The sequence below is a fragment of the Sinomonas albida genome, from assembly GCF_004919045.1.
Taxonomy (GTDB): Bacteria; Actinomycetota; Actinomycetes; order Actinomycetales; family Micrococcaceae; genus Sinomonas; species Sinomonas albida.
Window position 1 is genome coordinate 33,966 of sequence record NZ_SWDW01000011.1, and the last position, 20,098, is coordinate 54,063.

General features: G+C 70.8%; 17 protein-coding genes and 1 riboswitch. Of the genes, 13 read left to right on the top strand and 4 right to left on the bottom strand.

What is annotated here, in order from left to right; translation table 11 throughout:
• The first annotated feature begins 156 nt into the window (after nucleotides 1–156).
• Nucleotides 157–1,548 (top strand): DUF2064 domain-containing protein, encoded by a 1,392-nt coding sequence (locus tag E6A26_RS18100; RefSeq protein WP_168928736.1) that lies wholly within the window; start codon nucleotides 157–159, stop codon nucleotides 1,546–1,548.
• Nucleotides 1,545–2,309: a class I SAM-dependent methyltransferase gene (locus E6A26_RS12045; RefSeq protein ID WP_136611443.1), complete on the top strand. Its 765-nt coding sequence runs from the start codon at nucleotides 1,545–1,547 to the stop codon at nucleotides 2,307–2,309. Before E6A26_RS18100 ends, E6A26_RS12045 begins: the two co-directional genes overlap by 4 nt.
• A gap of 56 nt (nucleotides 2,310–2,365) precedes the next feature.
• Here E6A26_RS12045 and E6A26_RS12050 read toward each other — a convergent pair whose 3' ends face one another.
• Both E6A26_RS12050 and E6A26_RS12055 read right to left on the bottom strand, forming a co-directional pair.
• Nucleotides 2,366–2,578 carry a hypothetical protein gene (locus E6A26_RS12050; RefSeq protein ID WP_136611444.1) on the bottom strand — a complete coding sequence of 71 codons (213 nt, stop codon included), beginning with the start codon at nucleotides 2,576–2,578 and terminating at the stop codon, nucleotides 2,366–2,368.
• Complete coding sequence (locus E6A26_RS12055; RefSeq protein WP_136611445.1) at nucleotides 2,575–3,756, bottom strand: molybdopterin-dependent oxidoreductase; 1,182 nt, start codon at nucleotides 3,754–3,756, stop codon at nucleotides 2,575–2,577. The genes E6A26_RS12050 and E6A26_RS12055 overlap by 4 nt, the downstream gene beginning before the upstream one ends.
• Before the next feature lie 111 nt (nucleotides 3,757–3,867).
• On the opposite strand from E6A26_RS12055, the gene E6A26_RS12060 reads away from it, so the two are divergent.
• The 11 genes from E6A26_RS12060 (at nucleotide 3,868) to E6A26_RS12110 (ending at nucleotide 16,705) form a co-directional block, all read left to right on the top strand.
• Nucleotides 3,868–5,286, top strand: coding sequence for a glycosyltransferase family 87 protein (locus E6A26_RS12060; RefSeq protein WP_168928737.1), 1,419 nt, complete (start codon nucleotides 3,868–3,870; stop codon nucleotides 5,284–5,286).
• Between the two features lie 119 nt (nucleotides 5,287–5,405).
• The gene (locus tag E6A26_RS12065) at nucleotides 5,406–6,980 is read left to right on the top strand and encodes an HlyD family efflux transporter periplasmic adaptor subunit (RefSeq protein ID WP_168928738.1); all 1,575 of its coding nucleotides are present in this window, start codon (nucleotides 5,406–5,408) and stop codon (nucleotides 6,978–6,980) included.
• Complete coding sequence (locus E6A26_RS12070; protein WP_136611448.1) at nucleotides 6,949–7,740, top strand: ABC transporter ATP-binding protein; 792 nt, start codon at nucleotides 6,949–6,951, stop codon at nucleotides 7,738–7,740. Before E6A26_RS12065 ends, E6A26_RS12070 begins: the two co-directional genes overlap by 32 nt.
• The gene (locus E6A26_RS12075) at nucleotides 7,737–8,966 is read left to right on the top strand and encodes an ABC transporter permease (RefSeq protein WP_136611449.1); all 1,230 of its coding nucleotides are present in this window, start codon (nucleotides 7,737–7,739) and stop codon (nucleotides 8,964–8,966) included. Before E6A26_RS12070 ends, E6A26_RS12075 begins: the two co-directional genes overlap by 4 nt.
• 23 nt (nucleotides 8,967–8,989) lie before the next feature.
• A complete protein-coding gene (locus E6A26_RS12080) occupies nucleotides 8,990–9,568 on the top strand; it encodes a hypothetical protein (RefSeq protein ID WP_136611450.1) in 579 nt (192 codons plus the stop codon).
• 131 nt (nucleotides 9,569–9,699) lie between these two features.
• A riboswitch (M-box (ykoK) riboswitch) is annotated at nucleotides 9,700–9,871 on the top strand.
• Between the two features lie 223 nt (nucleotides 9,872–10,094).
• Nucleotides 10,095–11,825, top strand: a complete 1,731-nt coding sequence (locus E6A26_RS12085; protein ID WP_136611451.1) for an Nramp family divalent metal transporter — start codon at nucleotides 10,095–10,097, stop codon at nucleotides 11,823–11,825.
• A gap of 76 nt (nucleotides 11,826–11,901) precedes the next feature.
• Entirely contained in the window at nucleotides 11,902–13,158 is a 1,257-nt protein-coding gene (locus tag E6A26_RS12090; RefSeq protein ID WP_136611452.1) for a magnesium transporter MgtE N-terminal domain-containing protein, read from the top strand.
• A 110-nt stretch (nucleotides 13,159–13,268) separates the two neighbouring features.
• Entirely contained in the window at nucleotides 13,269–13,856 is a 588-nt protein-coding gene (locus E6A26_RS12095) for a hypothetical protein (protein WP_136611453.1), read from the top strand.
• Between the two features lie 85 nt (nucleotides 13,857–13,941).
• Complete coding sequence (locus E6A26_RS12100) at nucleotides 13,942–14,673, top strand: YcnI family copper-binding membrane protein (RefSeq protein ID WP_136611454.1); 732 nt, start codon at nucleotides 13,942–13,944, stop codon at nucleotides 14,671–14,673.
• A 71-nt stretch (nucleotides 14,674–14,744) separates the two neighbouring features.
• Complete coding sequence (locus E6A26_RS12105) at nucleotides 14,745–15,362, top strand: copper resistance CopC family protein (RefSeq protein WP_136611455.1); 618 nt, start codon at nucleotides 14,745–14,747, stop codon at nucleotides 15,360–15,362.
• Nucleotides 15,363–15,490: 128 nt separating this feature from the next.
• Nucleotides 15,491–16,705 (top strand): S53 family peptidase, encoded by a 1,215-nt coding sequence (locus E6A26_RS12110; RefSeq protein WP_136611456.1) that lies wholly within the window; start codon nucleotides 15,491–15,493, stop codon nucleotides 16,703–16,705.
• 55 nt (nucleotides 16,706–16,760) lie between these two features.
• Here the strand turns inward: E6A26_RS12110 and E6A26_RS12115 are convergent, their stop codons facing one another.
• The gene (locus tag E6A26_RS12115; protein ID WP_136611457.1) at nucleotides 16,761–18,017 is read right to left on the bottom strand and encodes an MFS transporter; all 1,257 of its coding nucleotides are present in this window, start codon (nucleotides 18,015–18,017) and stop codon (nucleotides 16,761–16,763) included.
• On the bottom strand, nucleotides 18,014–20,089 hold the full coding sequence (locus E6A26_RS12120; RefSeq protein ID WP_136611458.1) for a penicillin-binding transpeptidase domain-containing protein: 2,076 nt from the start codon (nucleotides 20,087–20,089) through the stop codon (nucleotides 18,014–18,016). Before E6A26_RS12120 ends, E6A26_RS12115 begins: the two co-directional genes overlap by 4 nt.
• Nucleotides 20,090–20,098 lie beyond the last annotated feature (9 nt).

Consider the following 20,098-nt stretch of genomic DNA (forward strand, 5'->3'; position numbering starts at 1 on the left):
CAGCCGCCGGCGTGCGGGGTCGCTCTGCGCTCACCCTCGCAGGATAGGCCCTCCCGCGCGGCACGGCGCCGGTCTGGCCCGTCTGGGCTGCATCGTTCCGCGTTCCGTAAGGTTATCCGGGCCCGCGGGGCGAACTGCCGCCCTAGCGTCGTTGGTGTGAACGCGATCCGTGCCGATGTCATCTTCCCGTGCTTGGACGAACGGGACGCGCTTCCGTGGGTCTTGGGCCGCGTGCCCAGCGGATGGCGAGCGATCGTGGTCGACAACGGGTCGTCCGACGGGTCGGGGCAGCTCGCCGCAGAACTCGGCGCGACAGTCGTCGTCGAACCGCGCCGCGGCTTCGGCGCCGCGGTCCACGCCGGGCTTGAGCGGGCGTCCGCCCCTTTCGCCGCCGTGTGCGACGCCGACGGCTCCCTTGATCCGGCCGACCTCCCGCGCCTGCTGAGCGCGCTCGAGGACGGCGACGCCGACCTCGTGCTCGGCGCGCGCCGCCCGGACCGCGGAGCCTGGCCGCTGCACGCGCGGCTCGCGAACGCTGCCTTGTCCGCGGTCCTGAGATCCGCCGCACTCAGGGTCGGATCCCGCGTGCCCCTGACCGATCTTGGCCCGCTGCGGATGGCCCGCACGGACGCACTCCGGGGCCTCGGGCTGCGCGACCGGCGCAGCGGCTACCCCCTCGAAATGGTGCTGAGGGCCGCGGAGGCGGGCTGGCGCATCACCGAGCTCCCGGTCCGCTACGCGCCCCGCGTGGGCCGCTCCAAGGTCACGGGAACCGTGCGCGGCACCCTGACGGCCGTCCGCGACATGGCGGCGCTTCTCGCCGAACATCGCCCGCCGCTCGGAAGGCCAGCGGACGACGGCGCGCGGCGGCCTGCCGCGCCCGAGCTCACCATCGCGGTGGTCGCGAAAGAATGCGTGCCCGGACGCGTCAAGACCCGTCTGTGCCCACCGTTCTCGCCCGAAGAAGCCGCACTCGTGGCGACGTCGAGCCTTGAGGCGACCCTCGGCGTCGTACGCTCTCTGCCGGCTCGCCGCCGCGTCCTGTTCTTCGAGGGGGACCCGAGCGCCGCCGACCCCGCAGGGTTCGAAGTTCTTGCCCAGCCCTCCGGCGACCTCGACGCCCGGCTCGCGGCGCTGTTCGACACAGTGGACGGGCCGCTCCTCGTGCTCGGCATGGACACCCCCCAGCTCACGCGGGACGACCTCGCCCCGCTCTTCGACGATTGGCGCCGCGCTGACGGGGCCGACGCCTGGTTCGGGCCCGCGGTCGACGGCGGGTTCTGGGCACTCGCCCTCGCTCGCCCCGACGGTCGGCTCATCCGCGGCGTACCCATGTCCCGGCCAGACACCGGCCGGCGGCAACTCGACCGGCTCCGCCGCGCGCGCCTCACCGTCGGCGAGCTCCCGCCGCTCCGCGACGTCGACACGGCCGCGGACGCCCGTGACGTCGCCGCGACCCTCCCCGGGACGGACTTCGCGGCGGCCGTCGCACGCGTTCTCGGTGCGGTGGCCCACGGCGCGCTCGGCAGCGCGGAGGCGGCGCCGTGACGCTTGCTGCTCCCCGAGCTGGCACCGCGCCCCAGCCCGGCCTGGCACCCCAGGCTGGCAACGCGCCCCAGCCCGGCCCGGCGCCCGAGTCGTTCGGTCGCGGCGGTGGCTTCCCTTACGCGCGAGCCCTGCGCCGCGGCCGCGGAACCCTCCACCTCGTGGCCGAGGGGCCCGGGCGGACTGAGGTCTACGCTCGGCTCGACGTCGGAGCGTGGTTCCGCGTCACGGCAGGCGAGCGCGCCCTGGTCGCCGCGTTGCGCGGGCCCGTCTTGGACGTGGGTTGCGGGCCCGGGCGGCTCGTGGCCGCCGCACGCTCCCTGGGGCTCGACGCCGTGGGGATCGACGTCGACCCCGAAGCCGTACGGCTCGCCCGCGAGAGCGGCGGCGAGGCCATCCATGGCTCTGTCTTCGACGCCGCGGCCGCCCTCGATGCGACGGGCCGCCGCGGCCCGGGATGGGGAGGCGCGCTCGTGGTCGACGGCAACATCGGGATCGGGGGCGACCCCGTGAGCCTCCTCGCGCGGATCTGGGAACTCACCGCGCCGGACGCGCTCGCGTGGGTCGAGACCGCGGCCAAGCCGTGGGTCAACCACCGCTTCACGGCTCGCGTGCTCGATGCCCGGGGTCGAGAGAGCGGCGCGTTCCCGTGGGCCGCGGTCGGATGGCAGGTGCTTCCGGCCCTCGCCGACGCGTGCGGCTGGGATACCCTCGCGACCCGCTCCCTCGAGGGCCGCGTGTTCTGCCAGCTCCGGCGCCGCTGAGGCCACAGGGCGTGAGGCTGTGCCGACCGGCGCGGCGTCAGCGGGCCGTGCGGGCGTCAGCGGGCCGTGCGGCGCAGCGCCCGCCGGGCCCAGCCGCCACCCCGCGAGGCCGCCGTAACGAGCGGCACCCACACGCCGTCGTGAAGGACGACGGCGCATGCGAGCCACACGCCGAGCCCCACGAGCTGGGGGACGGTCAGCATCGTGGCGAGGAGGACGGCTCCGACCCCGATCAGGACGGTGCCAGCGGCCACGATCGTGGTTCTCATGCCTTGCCTCCTGTGATCACGCGGAGTTCGGCGAGCCATTTGGTCTGGAGGACGCCGGGGCGGCCCGGCGCGATGAGCCGAGCCGGGAAGCCGTGGTCGAGGCTCAGCGGCTCGCCGCCGAGGCGGAGGGCCACAAGCGTGAGCGGATCCCAGGCGAAGCGTTCCGGCAGGATGGTCATGCGATAGTTCCCCGCCCGCTCGAGGCTTTCGACGACGACGTCCCCGGCGCTCGCTCCCGCGGCCTCGAGGAGCCCCGCGAGGGGCACGCCGCCCCACGCGGCGTCCTGGACCCACCCCTCGACACAGGCGATGGGAAGCGAACGCTCTGCCTGCGGGCGGGCGGCGAGCTCGGCGAGGCTGAATTCCGAGACCCTCTCGCCGACGACGACGCGAAGCCGCCAGTCCGCAGCGTCCGCGGGCACGGCAACCCCCGCAGCTTCCGCCGTCCGGTTCACCGCGAGCCCCTGCGATCCGCGGCCCGGCCGCCGCGGAGTGAATACCGCGAGGGCACGCACGGCCGGGACATTCTCACTCGCCGTGCCCACGAACGCGGCCGCGGCGGCCGCCCCGACGAGGGCCAGGACCCGCCGGCGAGCGCGGCCGGCGTCGGGCGCGCTGGCGGCGCGGCTCCCGCGCCAATGGGCCGCGATCTTGGGGTACTTGACCGCGACGTGGATCAGGAGCGAGCCCAGGATCACCCACGCAAGAGCGAAGTGCGTCTCACGGAACGGGAACGGCCACGGGTACCACTGGAACGTGTTGATGACCCCGATCGTGACCTCGACGAGCGATGCGGACACGAGGACCGCGATGCTCACCCGCTCGAGCCCATGCAGGACGGACGTGACCGGCGGCCATCGCAGGAGTTCGGGATACACCGCCCACAGCTTTCCCAGCAGGAGCGGAATGCTGACCGTGCCCGCGACGATGTGCACCGATTGCGTGACGGCGTAGAGCCACGCCGGACGGGAGAACGTGACTCCGGGCCACGTCGACGGGTCTTGAAGGAGGTGCGAATAGAAGCCCGTCACGAGGCACACCGCGAACGTCAGCGCGAGCCACCGGCCGATCACGACCGAAAGCCTTGTCCCCCGCGCAGGGGAATGCGCCGCGTCGAGCAGCTTCGCGGACACGGCTGCGGCGATCCGACCGCCGGCTCGAGTGCTTTCCCGGTCCATGGTTCTAGGACAGCACCGTCGGAGTCCAGGCCAGCCGCCCAGACCTTACGGAACGCGAACGGGCCGGGCAGATCGGGTCCGCGCGGGCCTGCGGTGCGGCACTGTGGAACCGTGGCTTCTCCCGCAGTCGACCGCGCCCCGCGACGGGCCGCCCACGCGCTCCGCGCTGCCACCGCAGCTGCCGGTCTAGCAACGGCGCTTGCGGCCCTGGCCGCGGCCGTGGCGTGGACCGTCGTCGAGCGCGAAGGCGGGCGGGCGCACATCCTCGTCGGGACGGCCGCTTGCTGGGTCGCCGCGGCAGGTGCATGGTACGCGCTCCGCCTCGCCGAGCGGCGCGGAGCCTCGGAGCGCTGGGTGACGATCGCCGTCGTCCTCGGCCTGCTCGTGGCTGGGGCCGCCGCCCTCGCCGCGCCGCCGTCGACGAGCAACGACTCCGCGCGCTACGCCTGGGACGGGATCGTGCAGAAGGCCGGAATCTCGCCGTATCGGGACGTCCCCGCCTCCGACACACTCGCGCCTCTGCGGCCCGCCTGGCTCTTCGCGGGCGGGTGCGACGGCCCTTCGCCCCACTTTCCGACGGGCGACGTCGCGACCGCCTCCATCCCGAGCGGGTCGCCGCTGTGCACAGCGATCAACCGCCCCCAGGTGCCCACGGCCTATCCGCCGGTCGCCGAGGGTTATTTCCTGCTGGTCCGGCTCCTGCTGCCCTCGAACGCAGCGTGGCTTGCGTTCCAAGCGGCGGGGTTGGCCCTCGCCGCCGCTGTGGCCCTCGTGCTCGTACGGCTGATGCGGCGCGAGGGACGTCCCGTCTCGTGGGCGGCGCTCTGGGCGTGGAACCCGCTCGTGTTCCTCGAGGCCGTCAACAATGCGCACGTCGACGTGCTCTCGGCCGCGCTCCTGCTCGGGGCCAGCCTCCTCTCAGCGCGGAAGGCTGGCTCGTCCGGGGTACTCTTCGGTCTCGCCATCGCGACCAAGCTCATCCCCGCCATCGCCCTCCCGGGAATGCTCCGCAACAGGCCGTGGCGTTTCGTCGCGGGGGCCACGCTCGCCGTCGTCGGCGCCTACGTTCCCTACGTCGTACTGTCCGGGCCGGCCGTCATCGGCTATCTGCCCGGCTATCTTTCCGAGGAGGGGTACGCGTCCGGCGACACGACGCGCTTCGCCCTCCCCGGGATCGTGCTGCCTCCGCTCGCGGCGCTCGTCGTCGGCCTGGCGGCGGTGCTCGGCGTGTGGATCTGGGTATGGACGCGCCGCCACGCCGTCGCGCCCGCCACCGCACAGGCCATGGCGGTCGGCTGGACCCTCGTCATCGTGTGCCCCAGCTACGCGTGGTACGCGCTCATGCTCATCCCCCTCGCTGTGCTCGGCCGGCGTATCGAGTTCCTCATCGTTCCGCTCGCGCTCGAAGCCGTGACGGCAACGGTCGGGACTGATGCCGGCCCCGCCGTGAGCCGCGTCGCCATGGCAACGGCGGCCGCTGTTGTGCTGCTGGTGGCCCTCAGGAGGCGCCGCGACGCCCGGTGCCGGTGAATCGCACCGACGGCACCCGATGTTGCGGCCGGGCGTGAGAGAGGTCACGCGAAGTCATGCATGGCCGAGACCCCGCCCCCGCACAGCCCACGCATAGGATTCGTCCTTACATTTCTGCCGTGAACCGAAGAACCGTCGTCATCAACTCCGCCCTCGGAGTCGCCGCCCTCCTGCTCGCGGGCGGCACCTACGCGACCATCACCGCCACCGCGAAGCCGGTGAGCGCGGTGAGCTCGCGCACCGTAGCGGTAAGCCGCGCGACTCTCGCGGCGACGGCAACGGCGACGGGGAACGTGTCCTCGACCTCGACGACCGCCGTCGGGCCAGGCAACTGCTCGGGTCCCGTCACGGCAGTCAAGGTCAGTGTGGGCCAGGCCGTCAAGGCCGGCCAGGAGCTCGTGGACCTCGATCCGACCAACCAGCAGAACGCCGTCGACTCCGCCCAGGCCGCGCTCGACTCCGCCGTGGCGCAGGCCGGGCAGCAGGCCGCCCAGTCGGCGAACTCGGTGTCGCAGGCCCAGCAGCAGCTCACGAACGCCCAGCAAACGCAGGCGCTCGACGCGCAGCAGCAGGCGGCTGCCGTGGCCAACGCGCAGAAGCAGGTCGACACGGACCAGGCCACCGTCGCCACGGCCCAGACGACGGCGACGGCGAACCCCAACAACGTGCCTGACCAGAACGCGCTGACCTCCGCGCAGTCCCAGCTCACCAAGGACCAGCAGGCGCTCACCCAGGCTCAGAACCAGCAGCAGAGCACGGCGCTCAAGGACCAGCAGTCGATCGCGTCGGCCCAAGTCTCGGTGAACTCGGCCGTGAACTCCCAGGCCAACGCGGCGCCAGGCAACACGACGTCCTCGCAGATCGCCCTCCAGACGGCCCAGAAGAACCTCGCGGACTGCACCGTGAAGGCGCCAGCCGACGGAACCGTCACTGCGGTCGGTGCGGTCGTCGGGGCGAACGCCGGCAGCGGCTCGAGCTCCGGTTCGTCCAGCGCCTCCGGCTCCGGCGGGTCCGGGTCGGCGGCCTCCGGATCGAGCTCGGCCTCGAGCACGTCCTCGTCCGGCTCGGGCCTCGTGACGCTCACGGACACCGGCCACCTCGAGGTCGTCGCGGGCTTCTCCGAGTCGGACGTGGCCGCGATGAAGGTCGGCCAGGCCGCGACGTTCACGTTCCCCGCGATCAAGACGGACGCCAACGCGGCCGCCGTCACCGGCGCCGTGACCTCGATCGCCGCGACGTCGACCACGACGAGCGGGGTGGTCACCTACGCGGTGACGGTCTCGATCGCGAACCCGCCCGCCGCCGTCCGGCTCGGCGAGAGCGCGAACATCTCCGTGACCACCTCGACGGCCGCCAACGCGCTCGTGGTCCCGACACTCGCCGTCACCACGACCGGTAACCGCCAGACCGTGAGCGTCGAGCGCAACGGGACCGAGCAAACAGTCGCCATCACCACCGGCATCACGGCGAACGGCCGCACCGAGGTCCTCACCGGGCTCACGGAGGGCGATCAGGTGGTCCTTCCGAGCGTCACGACGAGCACGGACACGAGTTCCCAGAGCACGCGCGGCGGGCTGTTCGGCGGAGGCGGCTTCGGCGGTGCGGGTGGCGCCGGCGGCGGAACCGGGGGTTCCGGCAACGGCACCACGCGAGGGGGCACTGGTGGCAGCAACAACACCGGCACCGGCAAGTGAGGTCCGGGCGGCGCCAGCCGCCCACCGCGCTCCGCGTCCCGTCATTGCGCTGGACCGCATCCGAAAGGTCTACGGGCAGGGCGAGGCAGAGGTCCGCGCGCTCGACGGCGTGAGCCTCACCATCAAGCGTGGCGAGTTCGTCGCGATCGTCGGCGCATCCGGCTCCGGCAAGTCCACGATGATGAACATCATTGGCTGCCTCGACGCCCCCACTTCCGGCCGATACTTCATGGACGGCATCGAGACGGGCGAGCTCGACGAGTTCCAGCTCGCGCAGATCCGCAACCGCAAGATCGGCTTCGTGTTCCAGAGCTTCAACCTCATCCCGCGGACGCGGGCCGTCGAGAACGTCGCCATGCCGCTTGCGTACCGCAAGGTGCCCCGGCGCGAGCGGCACGACCTCGCGCTGAAGGCGCTCGACGCCGTCGGCCTTTCGACGCGCGCAGGGCACCTTCCCTCCCAGCTCTCGGGCGGCCAGCAGCAGCGTGTGGCGATCGCCCGCGCCCTCGTGACCGAGCCCGTGCTCCTCCTCGCGGACGAGCCGACGGGCGCGCTCGACACGCACTCGTCCGAGGAGATCCTGGACCTGTTCGGGGCCCTGCACGCTCGCGGCCGCACGATCGTCATGATCACGCACGAGCCCGAGGTCGCCGCGCGGGCCCAGCGCGTAGTGCGCATGCAGGACGGGCGAGTGATCGCAGACACGGCCGCATCCGGGGCGCAGACGTCCGCGCAACACTTCGCGGGAGGTGCCCAATGATCACGGAAGCGGTCCGCTTCGCGCTCTCCGGCATTGCGGCGAACAAGATGCGCTCGGTCCTCACGACCTTGGGCATCGTGATCGGCATCAGCGCCGTCATCACGCTGCTCGCCGTCGGCGCGGGGACGTCGAACATGATCAAGGACCAGATCGGCAAGCTCGGCACGAACGTCCTCACGGTGAACCGCGCCGTCGCGACCGGCGGCCGCTCGACCGGAGGGAGCGCGACCGGGGCACGCACGCAGTCCACGAACCTCACGATCGCGGACCAGCAGGCGCTCAACGATCCGGTGCTCGCGCCGGACATCGCCACGACCGCCCCCGTAGTCCAGGCCCAGTCGGTCACCGCGACGCTCGGCACCTCGACGCACTCGATCGCGTCGACGCTCGGCACCTCGCCCTCGTACTTCGGGATCTCGAACTTCACCGTCGCGGCGGGCCGACTCCTCGACGACGCGGACTCCGGGCAGGCGGTCGTGGTGATCGGGAACAGCGTCGCCGTTGACCTCGCGACGGACGTCTCGACGCTCGTCGGGCAGACCGTCTCCCTCAACGGACAGAACTTCACGGTGGCGGGCGTGCTCGCGTCGAAGGGCACGAGCGGCCTCAACGACCCGGACGATGTGGCGATGGTCCCGTACGCGACCGCCCAGGACAAGTTCACGGGCTACTCGGCGAGCCTCTCCTCGATCGCCGTGCAGGCCAAGAGCGCGGACGTCATGACCCAGGCCCAGAACGAGATCCAGCAGATCCTCGACGCGCGCCACAACGTCACGAGCGCGAACCGCGACTACCAGGTCCGCAATCAGGCGCAGGTCCTTTCGACCGCGACGACGACGACCCAGACGCTCACGATCCTCCTGAGCGCGGTGGCCGGCATCAGCCTCCTGGTAGGCGGCATCGGCGTCATGAACATCATGCTCGTGACCGTCACGGAGCGAACGCGTGAGATCGGCATCCGGAAGGCGATCGGCGCGACGCGGGGGAACATCGTGATGCAGTTCCTCGTAGAGTCGCTCATCATCTCGATCCTCGGCGGCATCGTCGGAATCCTCATCGGATTCGGCGCCTCGAGCTTCACGATTGCCGGAATCCGACCCGAGGTCCAGTGGTGGACCGTCTGGCTGAGCGTCGTCGTCTCGGCCGGGATCGGGCTCGTGTTCGGCATCTACCCGGCGAACAAGGCCGCCAAGCTCCGCCCCATCGACGCCCTCCGTTACGAATAGGCCCCACCATGAGAGAGCCGCACATGTCCGAGCGCACCTCCGAGAACGAGCGCACCGAAGAATTGGGGCGCGCAGGCGAATTCGAGCACACCGCCGAATTCACGCCCGTCGAGAGCCCCACCCAGTCCTTCGAGTCCCCGTCCCCCGGCTGGGGCGCTCCCGCCTGGGGCGCGCCACAGCAGCAGGCGGCGTACGACGGCGGGGTGCCGGCCGCCGTCGTCGGCCATCCTGCCGAGCCGGCCTGGGCGGGCGAGCCGCTCGACCAGCCGGTTGACGACGACGAACCCTTCGTCCCAGCGAAGCGGTACCGCATGTCGCGGTTCACGAAGGTGCTCGTGTGCCTGTGCCTCGTGCTGGCTGGCGCGCTGGGCGGGGCGGCCATCCAGAAGGCCGTCGACGCAGGAAACGGCACGGGAACGACCGGCCGCAACTTCTCGCAATTCGCGCCCGGCAACGGGACCGGCACAGGCAGCGGCCAGAACGGCGCGGGCACGGGCCAGAATGGCACTGGCGGCTACGGCGGGCGGACCCGGGCCAGCCAGGGCGCGACTGCTCCGACGGCACCGGCCGTCGCACCGTCGGGCGGCTCGGGCGGCAACTGACGCGAGGACGGGACCCCGCAACCCGCGGGACGAGACCCCGCAACGTTGTGGGGTCTCGTCCCTTTCGTTGTGGGGTCTTGTCCTGTCCTGAGTTGTGCGCCGCGACAGAGCCTGTATCATGTACAGCGCAAGGTGCCGTTCGTTAGCTGAGGCTCCTTCGCGGATACAAGCCAGCGACCCTAAACGTCGAGAGACGCCACCGGTCAGGACAGGCTGCCCCGGTCTAAGGGGCAACCCCGATTGGCTCCCTCCCCTCGGAGGGTCACGACGCGAAGTGCCAAAGGTCTTACGAGGAAGGGCACCCCGGCATTTCTTGCCGGGGCCTCCTTCAGGTGCGTGAAAGACGAGCACAGGAGGTGACGGCCCGTGTCAAGCGGCGATAGTAGTACTTCCTTGCGTAACCCCTGAACCTCCCGCTCAGGGCTCTCCTCCTCTTTCCCAGCGCGTCGATCCCGGCCCAGACCCGGGCGAGTTCGGCGTGCCCGCTTCACAAACCCCGGCCACCGTCGGGAGGAAGCAGGTCCCCATGATCAAGACCTCACTGTCCCGTGCCCACCGCCCCTCAACCTCCAAGATCCAGGCGCCGCACGCGGCCGCTCATGAGGGCCCAACCACGAACGGCCCGACCACGGGGGCCTCTGCCGTCCTCGATACCGCACACGTCGGCGACATCAAGGGCGCGTTCGGCACCATCCTGCTCGACGAGAACTCGAGCCCGCAGAGCTGGAAGGCGCGGCTCAAGACGCTTCTGGCCATCATCGGCCCGGGCCTCATCGTCATGGTCGGCGACAACGACGCCGGTGCCTTCGGCACGTACACCCAGGCCGGGCAGAACTACGGCACGAGCCTCCTCTGGACTCTCGTGCTCCTGGTCCCCGTGCTCTTCGTCAACCAGGAAATGGTCCTGCGGCTCGGCGCCGTGACGGGCGTGGGCCACGCCCGTCTCATCCTCGAGCGCTTCGGCAAGTTCTGGGGTGCGTTCAGCGTCATCGACCTGTTCATCCTCAACGCACTCACGATCGTCACCGAATTCATCGGGATCAGCATCGGCCTCTCGTACCTCGGCGTGCCCCAGATCCCGGGTGTGATCGTCTCCGCGCTCGTAGTCATCGGCGCGACGAGCACCGGCTCGTTCCAGCGCTTCGAGCGCGTCTGCATGGTGCTCGTCTTCGGCTCGCTCCTGCTCGTCCCGATCTTCTTCATGTCCAGCCCCGACTACGGCCAGATCGCGCACGACTTCGTGGTCCCCGGCATTCCCTCCGGCTCGAGCATCTCCGACGTCACGCTGCTCATCATCGCGATCGTCGGCACCACGATCGCCCCATGGCAGCTGTTCTTCCAGCAGTCCTACGTGATCGACAAGCGCATCACGCCCCGCTACATGAAGTACGAGAAGGCCGATCTGTGGATCGGGATCGTCATCGTGGTCCTCGGCGCCGGCGCGATCATCTCGTTCACGGCCTTCACGTTCGCCGGCAAGCCTGAGTTCGGGCAGTTCACGGACGCCGGAGGCGTCGCGCAGGGCCTTGAGAAGTACGTGGGCCACATCGCGGGCATCCTGTTCGCGCTCGCGCTCATCGACGCGTCGATCATCGGCGCCGCGGCGGTCGGCCTCTCGACCTCCTACGCGCTCGGAGACGTCCTGGGCCTCAAGCACTCTTTGCACCGCAAGGTGAGCGAGGCGAAGGGCTTCTACGCCGCATTCGCGGGAATCATCCTCGTCTCGGCGATCATCGTTCTCATCCCCGGAAGCCCGCTCGGCCTCCTCACCGTCGGGGTCCAGGTCCTCGCGGGCGTCCTGCTTCCGTCCGCGACGCTGTTCCTCCTCCTGCTGTGCAACGACAAGCAGGTCATGGGTCCGTGGGTGAACGGCAGGGCCATGAACGCCTTCACGTCCCTCGTCATCGCGGTCCTGGTGATCCTTTCGGTCGTCCTCACCACCGCGACCCTGTTCCCGGGCATCGACGGCGGCACGATCTTGACGATCCTCGGCGGCGGTGCCGTCCTGGTCATCCTCGCGGCGCTCGTCTTCGCGGCGTTCCGGATCCGCGCCCGGGCCCTGGGCCAGGTCACGCAAGCGCCCGCCGTCGACCGTTCCGAGCGGCTCACGTGGCGCATGCCGCCGATCGCGCTCCTCGAGCGCCCACAGCTCTCGCTCACGCGCCGGGTCGGGCTGGGCGTCCTGTGGGTCTACCTCATCGTCGCGATGATCCTCGTGATCGTCCGTGTGGTCCAGCTCGCCCTCGGCGCCGCCTGATCTTCTCCTCCCGATTCCCCTCGTGCGTGACGTACAGTCACCTCGAGCGGACTGACGTGCTCCCGAAAGGCACCCGATGAACGTTGCAACCCAGACCCTGTCCCTGTCCACGATCCTGCGCCACCCGGTGACTGATTCCGAAGGCCTCCGCATGGGCACGCTCGCGGACGTCATCATCCGGCTGCGCCCGGACGACTACCCGCTCGTGACCGGCCTCGTCGTCGCCGTGGGTGGTGCCCACGTCTTCGTCTCGGCGGCGGACCTCGCGGCGCTCACGCCTGAGCGGGTCGAGCTCGGCAACACGAGCGTCAACCTCGGCGAGTTCCACCGGCGCGAGGGCGAGGTGCTCCTCTCCAACGACGTCCTCGGCCATCGCCTCATCGATCTTGCCCGCATCACGTTCGTGAAGGCCTACGACGTCCAGCTCACCCAGGTTCTCGACGGCTGGGCCGTCACGGGAATCGACGTGCACCGCCGCCGCTGGCTGGGCCTGGGCACGCGCCACTCTGCCCACCAGACCCGCGACTGGCTGGACTTCGAGCCCCTCATCGGCCACGCCGAGTCTGCTCGCGTACGCCAGGCCACGGGCCGTCTTCCTGAGCTCAAGCCCGCCCAGATCGCGGACATCATCGAGGAGGCAAACGACAACGAGCAGGACGAGCTCCTCGCCCAAGTCCACGCCGACCCCGAGCTCGAGGCGGACGTCTTCGAGGAGCTGGACGAGGACAGCCAGTCCGAGCTCTTCCGCGACCGGTCCGACGCCGAGGTGGCCGAAGTGCTGGGGCGCATGCAGGCCGACGACGCTGCGGACGCGATCATGGACCTCGCGCAGGAGCGCCGCTCGTCCGTCCTCAGCCGGCTCCCCGAAGCTCAGAGGGACACGGTGCAACGGCTCCTGGGCTACCACGACCTCACCGCGGGCGGGCTCATGGGCACGGACTTCATCGCACTCCCGGCCACGGCCACGGTCGCGGACGGGCTCGCGGCGGTCCGGGCGGCGAGCGCGCTGCAGCCGCAGGCGCTCGTCATGCTCTACACGCTGAATCCGGATGGCACGCTCGACGGCGTTGTGAGCCTCGTGCAGGCCGTGCAGGCGCCCGCGGAGCAGCGGCTTGCGGACGTCGCCGACACCGACGTCGTGGTCGCCTCCCCCACGGACGACGTCGTCGATGTCACCACGCGGATGGCCGACTTCAACCTCCTTGCGCTGCCCGTCGTCTCCGAGGACCGGCGCATCATCGGCCTCATCACGGTCGATGACGCGCTCGAGGCCGCGATTCCCGAGGACTGGTCCCGGCGCGAGTCAAACCACCGCGAGACCGGCTCCGAATAGTCTGCGGACGGACCCAGCGGTGGGCGGCGGATTCTGTTCCGCCGTCCACCGCCACGTACAGTGGATGACGATCCGGGGCAAGAGATCCGGGGCAGAAAGGCGGTGCGAGCATGCGTGCGGTATTCCGGCTTTCGCGCGCGGCCGCCGTCGCCGGCGTTTCGGTGCTCCTTGCCGCCGGGGCGCACACGGCCGCAGGCGGCGCCCTTCCGGACCCTCTGATCCTCGCGGCCCTGCTCGCGCTCTCGCTCGTTGCGGTCATGCTGATCTCGGGGCGAAAGATCTCCGCGACGGCCATGCTCGCGGTGCTCTCCGGCACCCAGCTCGTGCTGCACGAGGCGTTCATTGCGCTTTCGGAAGGGCCTAGCACCGCGCCGGTCCTTGCTCCCGGGAGCGAGCACGTCCACGTTCTCGGGATGATGGCCTCAAGCGGAGGCGCCCACGTGCACTCGGAGGGGCCGGCGATGCTCGCCGCCCACGCCGTCGCAACGCTCGCTACCGCGCTCGTCCTCGCGCGCGGAGAAGCCGCCGTCTGGGCCCTGCTCTCGTGGCTCCGCCCGCTCGTGCGCATGCTCGCGGCGCTCGTTCTCCTGCCCGCGCCGGCCGTGCCGACCTTCATCCAGGAACACCTCCCGCGCGTCTGGCGGTCGCTTCGGCTGCCGGCTCGTCGCGGCCCCCCGTCTGCCTTCGCCGTCGCCTGAGACGGCACGCGCCGCCCGCTCCCGCGGGTTCCCCATTTTCGTCCTGACCGAGCGTTGCCCGGCGACACCGAAGGCAAGACACATCATGAAATTCACCCTCCGCCGTACCCTCAAGACCGTGGGCACCGTGGCGGCGACCGCCGCCCTCATCTCGGCCGGCGCGGCCGCCGCGTCGGCCCACGTGACCGTGAGCCCCGACGACCCCGCGGCCAACGGCTACACGCATCTCACGTTCAACATGCCGAACGAGTCGGCCACCGCCAAGTCGAACAAGCTCGACGTCAAGCTCCCGACTGATACGCCGTTCACGTCCGTGTCGGTCAAGCCCATCGAGGGGTGGACGGCCCAGGTCATCACGGGCGATCTTCCCAAGCCCGTGACCATCGGCGGCTCGACGGTCACGAAGGCCCCGACCGAGGTGATCTGGACGGCGAACGACGCCGCCCACGAGATCGGACAGAACCAGTACCAGTCGTTCTCGCTTTCCGTCGGCAAGCTGCCCGGCGCGGGCACGAAGATCGTGCTCCCCGCGGCCCAGACGTACACCGACGGCACGGTGGTCAACTGGAACGAGACAGCCGAGGAGGGCCAGCCCGAGCCCAAGCACCCCGCGCCGTCGTTCACGACCACCGCGGCTGACGACGCGAAGCCGTCCGCCTCAGAGAGCGCGACCCCGGCGGCCGCCGCACCGGCCTCGCAGACCACGAGCGACTCGGGCGCGTCGACGTGGGGCATCGTCCTCGGGGCGGTCGGCGCGATCCTCGGCGCGGCCGCGCTCGTGCTCGTCCTGACCGGACGCCGCAAGTCGGCCAAGTAGCACAACACAGCACAACACAGCCGGTCGGCCGGAGGCACGCTCCCGGCCGACCGGCATCCCGAGGGGGAGCCATGCCAGTCTTCATCCGCCGCACCCGCGCCGGATCGCTCGCGATCAAGGCGGGCGCGGCGCTAGCCCTCGCCGCCGCCCTGCTCGTCCCGGCAGCCGCCGCGCAGGCCCACGACGTTCTCGAGGCGACCAACCCGGCCAACGGCTCGACGGTCGCGACCGTGCCCGCCGCCGTCGTCCTCACCTACGACCACACGCCCATCGCGATCGGCACCGAGATCCAGGTGAAAGATGCGGACGGCACGAATCAGGCCGACGGCGCGGCCACGGTCGTCGACAACAACGTCACCCAGGCCATCAAGCCCGGCGCGCCAGCGGGCAGGTACACAGTGGTGTGGCGCGTGGTCTCCTCCGACTCGCATCCCATCGAGGGCACCTTCACGTTCACCGCGACCGCGAAGGGCGGCGGCACGGGAGGGACGGCGGCGGGGACCGCTGGCGGCGCTGCGTCCACGAGCGCCGCGACCACAAGCGCCGCGGCCCCGGGCGGCCCCACCGAGGTCGTCGGGGCGGGCGTTCCACTCTGGCTCGTCGTCGGCGGAATCCTTGTCCTGCTGGTGATTGCCGCGCTCGCGTACTTCGTGCGCCGGGGTCTTTCGGGACCCTCCTCGGAGGACTAGCCGAAACTGGGAATAAGCTGGGAAAGGCCGTTGGGCTCTTGTAACGTGCGTCACAAACCTGCAACAGTCCTCAAGACCGCGTTGACAAAAACTGTCAATGCCTGCGGTCCTGAGCAAAGGGGACGTACTTGAAGCGGAAAATCTTCGCGGCGGTAGCATCCGCGCTGCTGCTGGGAGGCAGTCTGGCGCTCACCACGACACCCTCGTGGGCGACGCCGAACGGCGCAAATCACTCAGACAACTCGATCAAAGTGTGCTCGACGCCCAAAGCGGGCGAAGCGGCGTGCACGGCCCGGCAGGCGGTTGACCCGAACGGGCATCCGGTGACTAGCGCGAGCGCCCCGCCCGCCACGGGGCTCACGCCGACCCAGCTTCAGAACGCCTACAAGCTCACGGGAACGTCCTCGGGCGGACGCACCGTCGCGATCGTCGACGCCTATGGCTACCCGAACCTCGAGAGCGACCTCGCGACCTATCGCTCGCAGTTCGGCCTCCCGGCCTGCACGACCGCGAACGGCTGCCTGAGCATCCGCGACGAGAACGGCGGCACGAAGCTCCCGCGGTTCAACACCGGTTGGGCACAGGAGCAGGCGCTAGACGTCGACGCGGTCTCGGCCACGTGCGCCGACTGCAAGATCGTGGTCCTCGAGGCGAACAGCGCCTCGTTCACCGACCTCGGGACGGCCGTCCAGACCGCTGCCAAGATCCCCGGCGTCGTCGCGATCTCGAACAGCTACGGCGGCTCCGATGCCGCCGACTCGACGTACGGGCCCTACTACAACTTCCCGGGGATCGCAGTGACGGCGAGCGCCGGCGACAACGGCTACAAGGGCGCGTCCTACCCCGCGTCGTCCAGCTACGTCACGGCCGTGGGCGGCACGTCCCTCGTGGCGGCGTCCAACTCGCGCGGATGGAGCGAGAGCGTCTGGTCGGGCACCGGCTCGGGCTGCTCTAGCCTCAACGCGGCGCTTCCGGCTGCGTCCTCGTACAACACCGGCTGCGCCGGTCGCGCGATGAACGACGTCTCGGCTGCCTCGGATCCGAACAACGGCGGCCTGGCTGTCTACTACCCGACCGCGAGCAACAGTTCGACGTGGGGCCAGTTCGGCGGCACGAGTGAGGCCTCGCCGATCATCGCCTCGGTATATGCCCTCAACGGCAACACCGGCTCCGCGGCGACCGGTACGTACGCGAACTCGCTCCCGTACGGTCACTCGAGCAGCTTCTTCGACGTCACGTCCGGGAACAACGGAACGTGCCCGACGTCGCAGTGGTGCACCGCAGGAACCGGCTGGGACGGCCCGACCGGCCTCGGCACCCCGAACGGCACCGGCGGGTTCTGACCCTTCCGCAGATCGACCGTCCCCATCGGCTCCCCGAGCCGATGGGGACGGTCGTTTAAGCGGATTCCTTACGGGTGGCGCCCGCCAGGATGAGCGCGACGGCGATCGGCACGAGGATCGCGAGGAGCGCGGGCCGCAGCCCCACCTGGTCGCCGAGGAACCCGAGGAACGGCGGTCCCGCAAGGAACGCGATGTACCCGATGGTCGCGACGACCGAGACGCGGGAGGCCGCGTGCCGAGGATCGTCGGACGCCGCCGACATTCCCATGGGGAACGCGAGCGCCGCGCCGAGCCCCCACAGGAGCGCGCCGACGCCGGAGATCCAATAGATGCCCGAGAGGGAATACACGGCGAGCCCGATGAGGGCCGAGACCATGCTCAGACGGAGGGCCATCACGCGTCCCAGCCGGTCGATGATCCGACCTCCGAACCACCGCGCAACGGTCATCGCGCCCACGAACACGGCGAAGAGCCCGGCCCCCGCAGACTCGCTCGCGTGCAGGCCGTCCACGACGCCCTTCGAGATCCAGTCGTTGCCGGCTCCCTCGGTCAGCGTCGCCCCGAGGACGACGACGCCGATGAGCAGCGTGCGCCGGTCCGTCCACGCGGCGCGTGCCCCGCCCGGCCCTTGGGGCGCGGGAGCCGGGGACGCGCCGTCGTCCGCGGCCTGGGCTGGGGCAGGCGCGTCGTGCGTGGTAAGCGGCAGGAAGTGCCGCGGGACGAGCACCATGATCAACAGGACGGCAACCATGATGGCCGCGAGGTGCACGGGAAGTGGGACGCCGGCCGCGCTGAGTGCCGCACCGACCAGCGCGCCGATCACCGCACCGCCGCTGAAGCCCGCGTGGAACTGCGGCATGATCGTGCGGCCCAGACGATGTTCCACGTCCGCGCCGGCGATGTTCTGCCCCACATCCCAGAAGGCGATCCCGACGCCGAACAGCGCAAGGCCAGCCGCTACGACGACCACCGAATGCAGCACGAGGGCCGTCGCGATCAATCCGCCCGCGATCACGGCGAGCAGCCCGCCGAGCCGCACCGTGCGCACGATCCCGATCCGCCCTGCGGTGGGGCCGACGAGCGGCATCGCACACAGGGATCCGATCGCACCGATGAGCAGGATGAGGCCCATCTCGCCGGTCGTGAGGTCGAGGGTCTGGGTGACGGCGGGGATGCGCGCGGCCCAGCTCGCAAAGATGAAGCCGTTCGTCCCGAAGATGATGAACGTCGCGATGGCGGCGCGACGGACGACGGCGCGGTCCGCCGCAGGTGCCGAGGCGGCGGTTGTGGACGCGTCGCCTTGGAAGCTCACTGGGCGGCCTTCGTGAGGAAGTCGGTGAGGATCGGGCCCGAGATCGTCGCGCCGAGGCCGCCCTCGTCGACGAAGACCGCTACCGCGAGATCGCCCTGGACCCCGATGATCCACGCGTGGGTCTTGGGCGGGTTGTCGCTGCCGAACTCGGCGGTTCCCGTCTTGGCCCCCACGGGCGCGCCCGGGACGGACAGGAGGAAGCCCGCGTGCCCGCTCGTGACGACCCCGCGCATGAGATCGCGCAGCGTGCCCGCCTCGGCCGCCGTGACCGGCTTCGCGACGGCCAGCGCAGGCTGCGACGCGGACGCGGACGCCGAAGCGCTCGGCGAACCCGAGGCGGAGGCCGACGCAGTCGCCGCCGGCGAGCCGGTTGCCGAGGGCTGGTCCTTCTCGCCCACACTCAGCACGAGCCGCGGCGAGACGACGCCGCCCTTCTCGACCGAGGCCGCCATGACCGCTGCGGCGAGCGGGGAGAACAGGATCTTGCCCTGGCCGATCATCGACGCGGCGTGCTCGGTGCTCGTCGCGTCGGCGGGCACCGAGCCCAGGAAGCCGGGGGCCCCGAGGAGGCCTGGGTTCAGGCCGATGCCGAGTGAGGTCGCGGTCGACTGGAGCTGCTCCTGGGTGACCTTGTCGCGCTGCGAGATGAACGCGGTGTTGCACGAGTGCGCGTACGCGTCCCGCAGCGGAATGGTGCCGAGGTGCGCGGTCGGATAGCCCGTGGCGTTCTGGAACGTCTTGCCGTCCACCGTGAGGCTGGGCGTGCACTCCACCGGGAGGTCGGGCATGGCACCGGTGCGGAAGAGGGCGAGCGAATCGATCGTCTTGAAGATGGACCCCGGCGCGTACTGGCCGAGCATGGCCGTGTTGTAGCCGTTGCTTCCGGGGCCGCTCGCCGCCGCGAGCACGGAGCCGTCCGAGGGCCGGATCGCGACGATCGCCGACGCCGGTCCGATCTTCGCGAGCGCGTCGTCGGCGATCTGCTGGAGGCGCGGGTCGAGCGTGGTCCGGAGCGGATTTCCCGCTGCCGGGGCGGCAGTGAACAGCTGGCGCTTCGGAGCCGCGGACGGCGACGCCGACGGCTTCGCACTCGGCGTGGGGTTCGCGCTTGCGGTGGAGCTGGCGCTCGGCGAGCCCGAGGGTCCGCCGGCGTCGGGCGAGGCGACCGCGTACACCGTGACGCCGGCCTGGCCGCGGAGTTCGTCGTCGTACTGTTCCTCGAGGCCGCCCGTACCCGTCTCGTCGCCCGCCTCGAGTTCGCCCTTCGACTTCTGAATCTGCTCCGCGGTGGCCTGTCCCACCGTTCCGAGCACTGCGCGCGCGAAGGTGCGGGTCGGCGCGAGCGGGAGGGTATCCGGAAGCAGGACGGCGCCGCTGATGGCGGTTACCTGCTCGTCCGTCGGGGTGCGCCCGGGAACGTCGCGGAGCACGATCGCCTCGACGAAGGCCTGGGAGCCCGCGGACGCGACCTGCTTCGCGTAGTCGGCCGGATCGAGGCCTACGAGCGTCGCGAGCGCGCGGGCGGACGCGTCTTGGTCCTTCGCGACGACCTTCGTCTTGTCGATTCCCACGCGGAGGACGGGCCGCTCGGTGATGAGCTTCGCGTCGCCGGCCCCGAGGATGTCCGCGCGCGCCGGGGCCTTGGTCTGCGCGACGAGCACCTCGCCGGGCTGGAGACCGGGCGCCAGGAGCTCCGGGGACCACTCGACGGTCCACTTGTCTCCGTTCTGGGCGAGCCGCGCCGTCGTGGTGTAGTGCCAGTCGCGGCCGGAAAGCTGCCAACGAAAATCGAACGGCACCGTGGTGGTGCCGTTCGAGGTGTTGGCCTGACCGGCCGAAACCGTCGGCTTGACGTCGCCGAGGCCCTCGACGATCGCCTTGAGGCGCGTCTGGGCCGCCGACGGATCGGTGCCGCTCAGGGGCGCCTGGGAGACGTCGAGGGCCGAGATCGCCTTGGATACCTGGTCGGCGGCCGCCTTGGCGGCGGCCTGGGAGCCGTTGTCGCAAGAGGTCAGGGCAACGCCCACCACGGCGACAGACAAGGCGAGAGACAGAGTGCGCAGATTCCCCACTGGCTCAGC

Bases quoted from the DNA above. Each gene is read 5' to 3' on its own strand.
- E6A26_RS12105 (WP_136611455.1), top strand. From the start codon at position 14,745: ATGCCAGTCTTCATCCGCCGCACCCGCGCCGGATCGCTCGCGATCAAG.
- E6A26_RS12090 (WP_136611452.1), top strand. From the start codon at position 11,902: ATGAACGTTGCAACCCAGACCCTGTCCCTGTCCACGATCCTGCGCCAC.
- E6A26_RS12050 (WP_136611444.1), bottom strand. From the start codon at position 2,578: ATGAGAACCACGATCGTGGCCGCTGGCACCGTCCTGATCGGGGTCGGA.
- E6A26_RS12075 (WP_136611449.1), top strand. From the start codon at position 7,737: ATGATCACGGAAGCGGTCCGCTTCGCGCTCTCCGGCATTGCGGCGAAC.
- E6A26_RS12080 (WP_136611450.1), top strand. From the start codon at position 8,990: ATGTCCGAGCGCACCTCCGAGAACGAGCGCACCGAAGAATTGGGGCGC.
- E6A26_RS12095 (WP_136611453.1), top strand. From the start codon at position 13,269: ATGCGTGCGGTATTCCGGCTTTCGCGCGCGGCCGCCGTCGCCGGCGTT.
- E6A26_RS12085 (WP_136611451.1), top strand. From the start codon at position 10,095: ATGATCAAGACCTCACTGTCCCGTGCCCACCGCCCCTCAACCTCCAAG.
- E6A26_RS12055 (WP_136611445.1), bottom strand. From the start codon at position 3,756: ATGGACCGGGAAAGCACTCGAGCCGGCGGTCGGATCGCCGCAGCCGTG.
- E6A26_RS12100 (WP_136611454.1), top strand. From the start codon at position 13,942: ATGAAATTCACCCTCCGCCGTACCCTCAAGACCGTGGGCACCGTGGCG.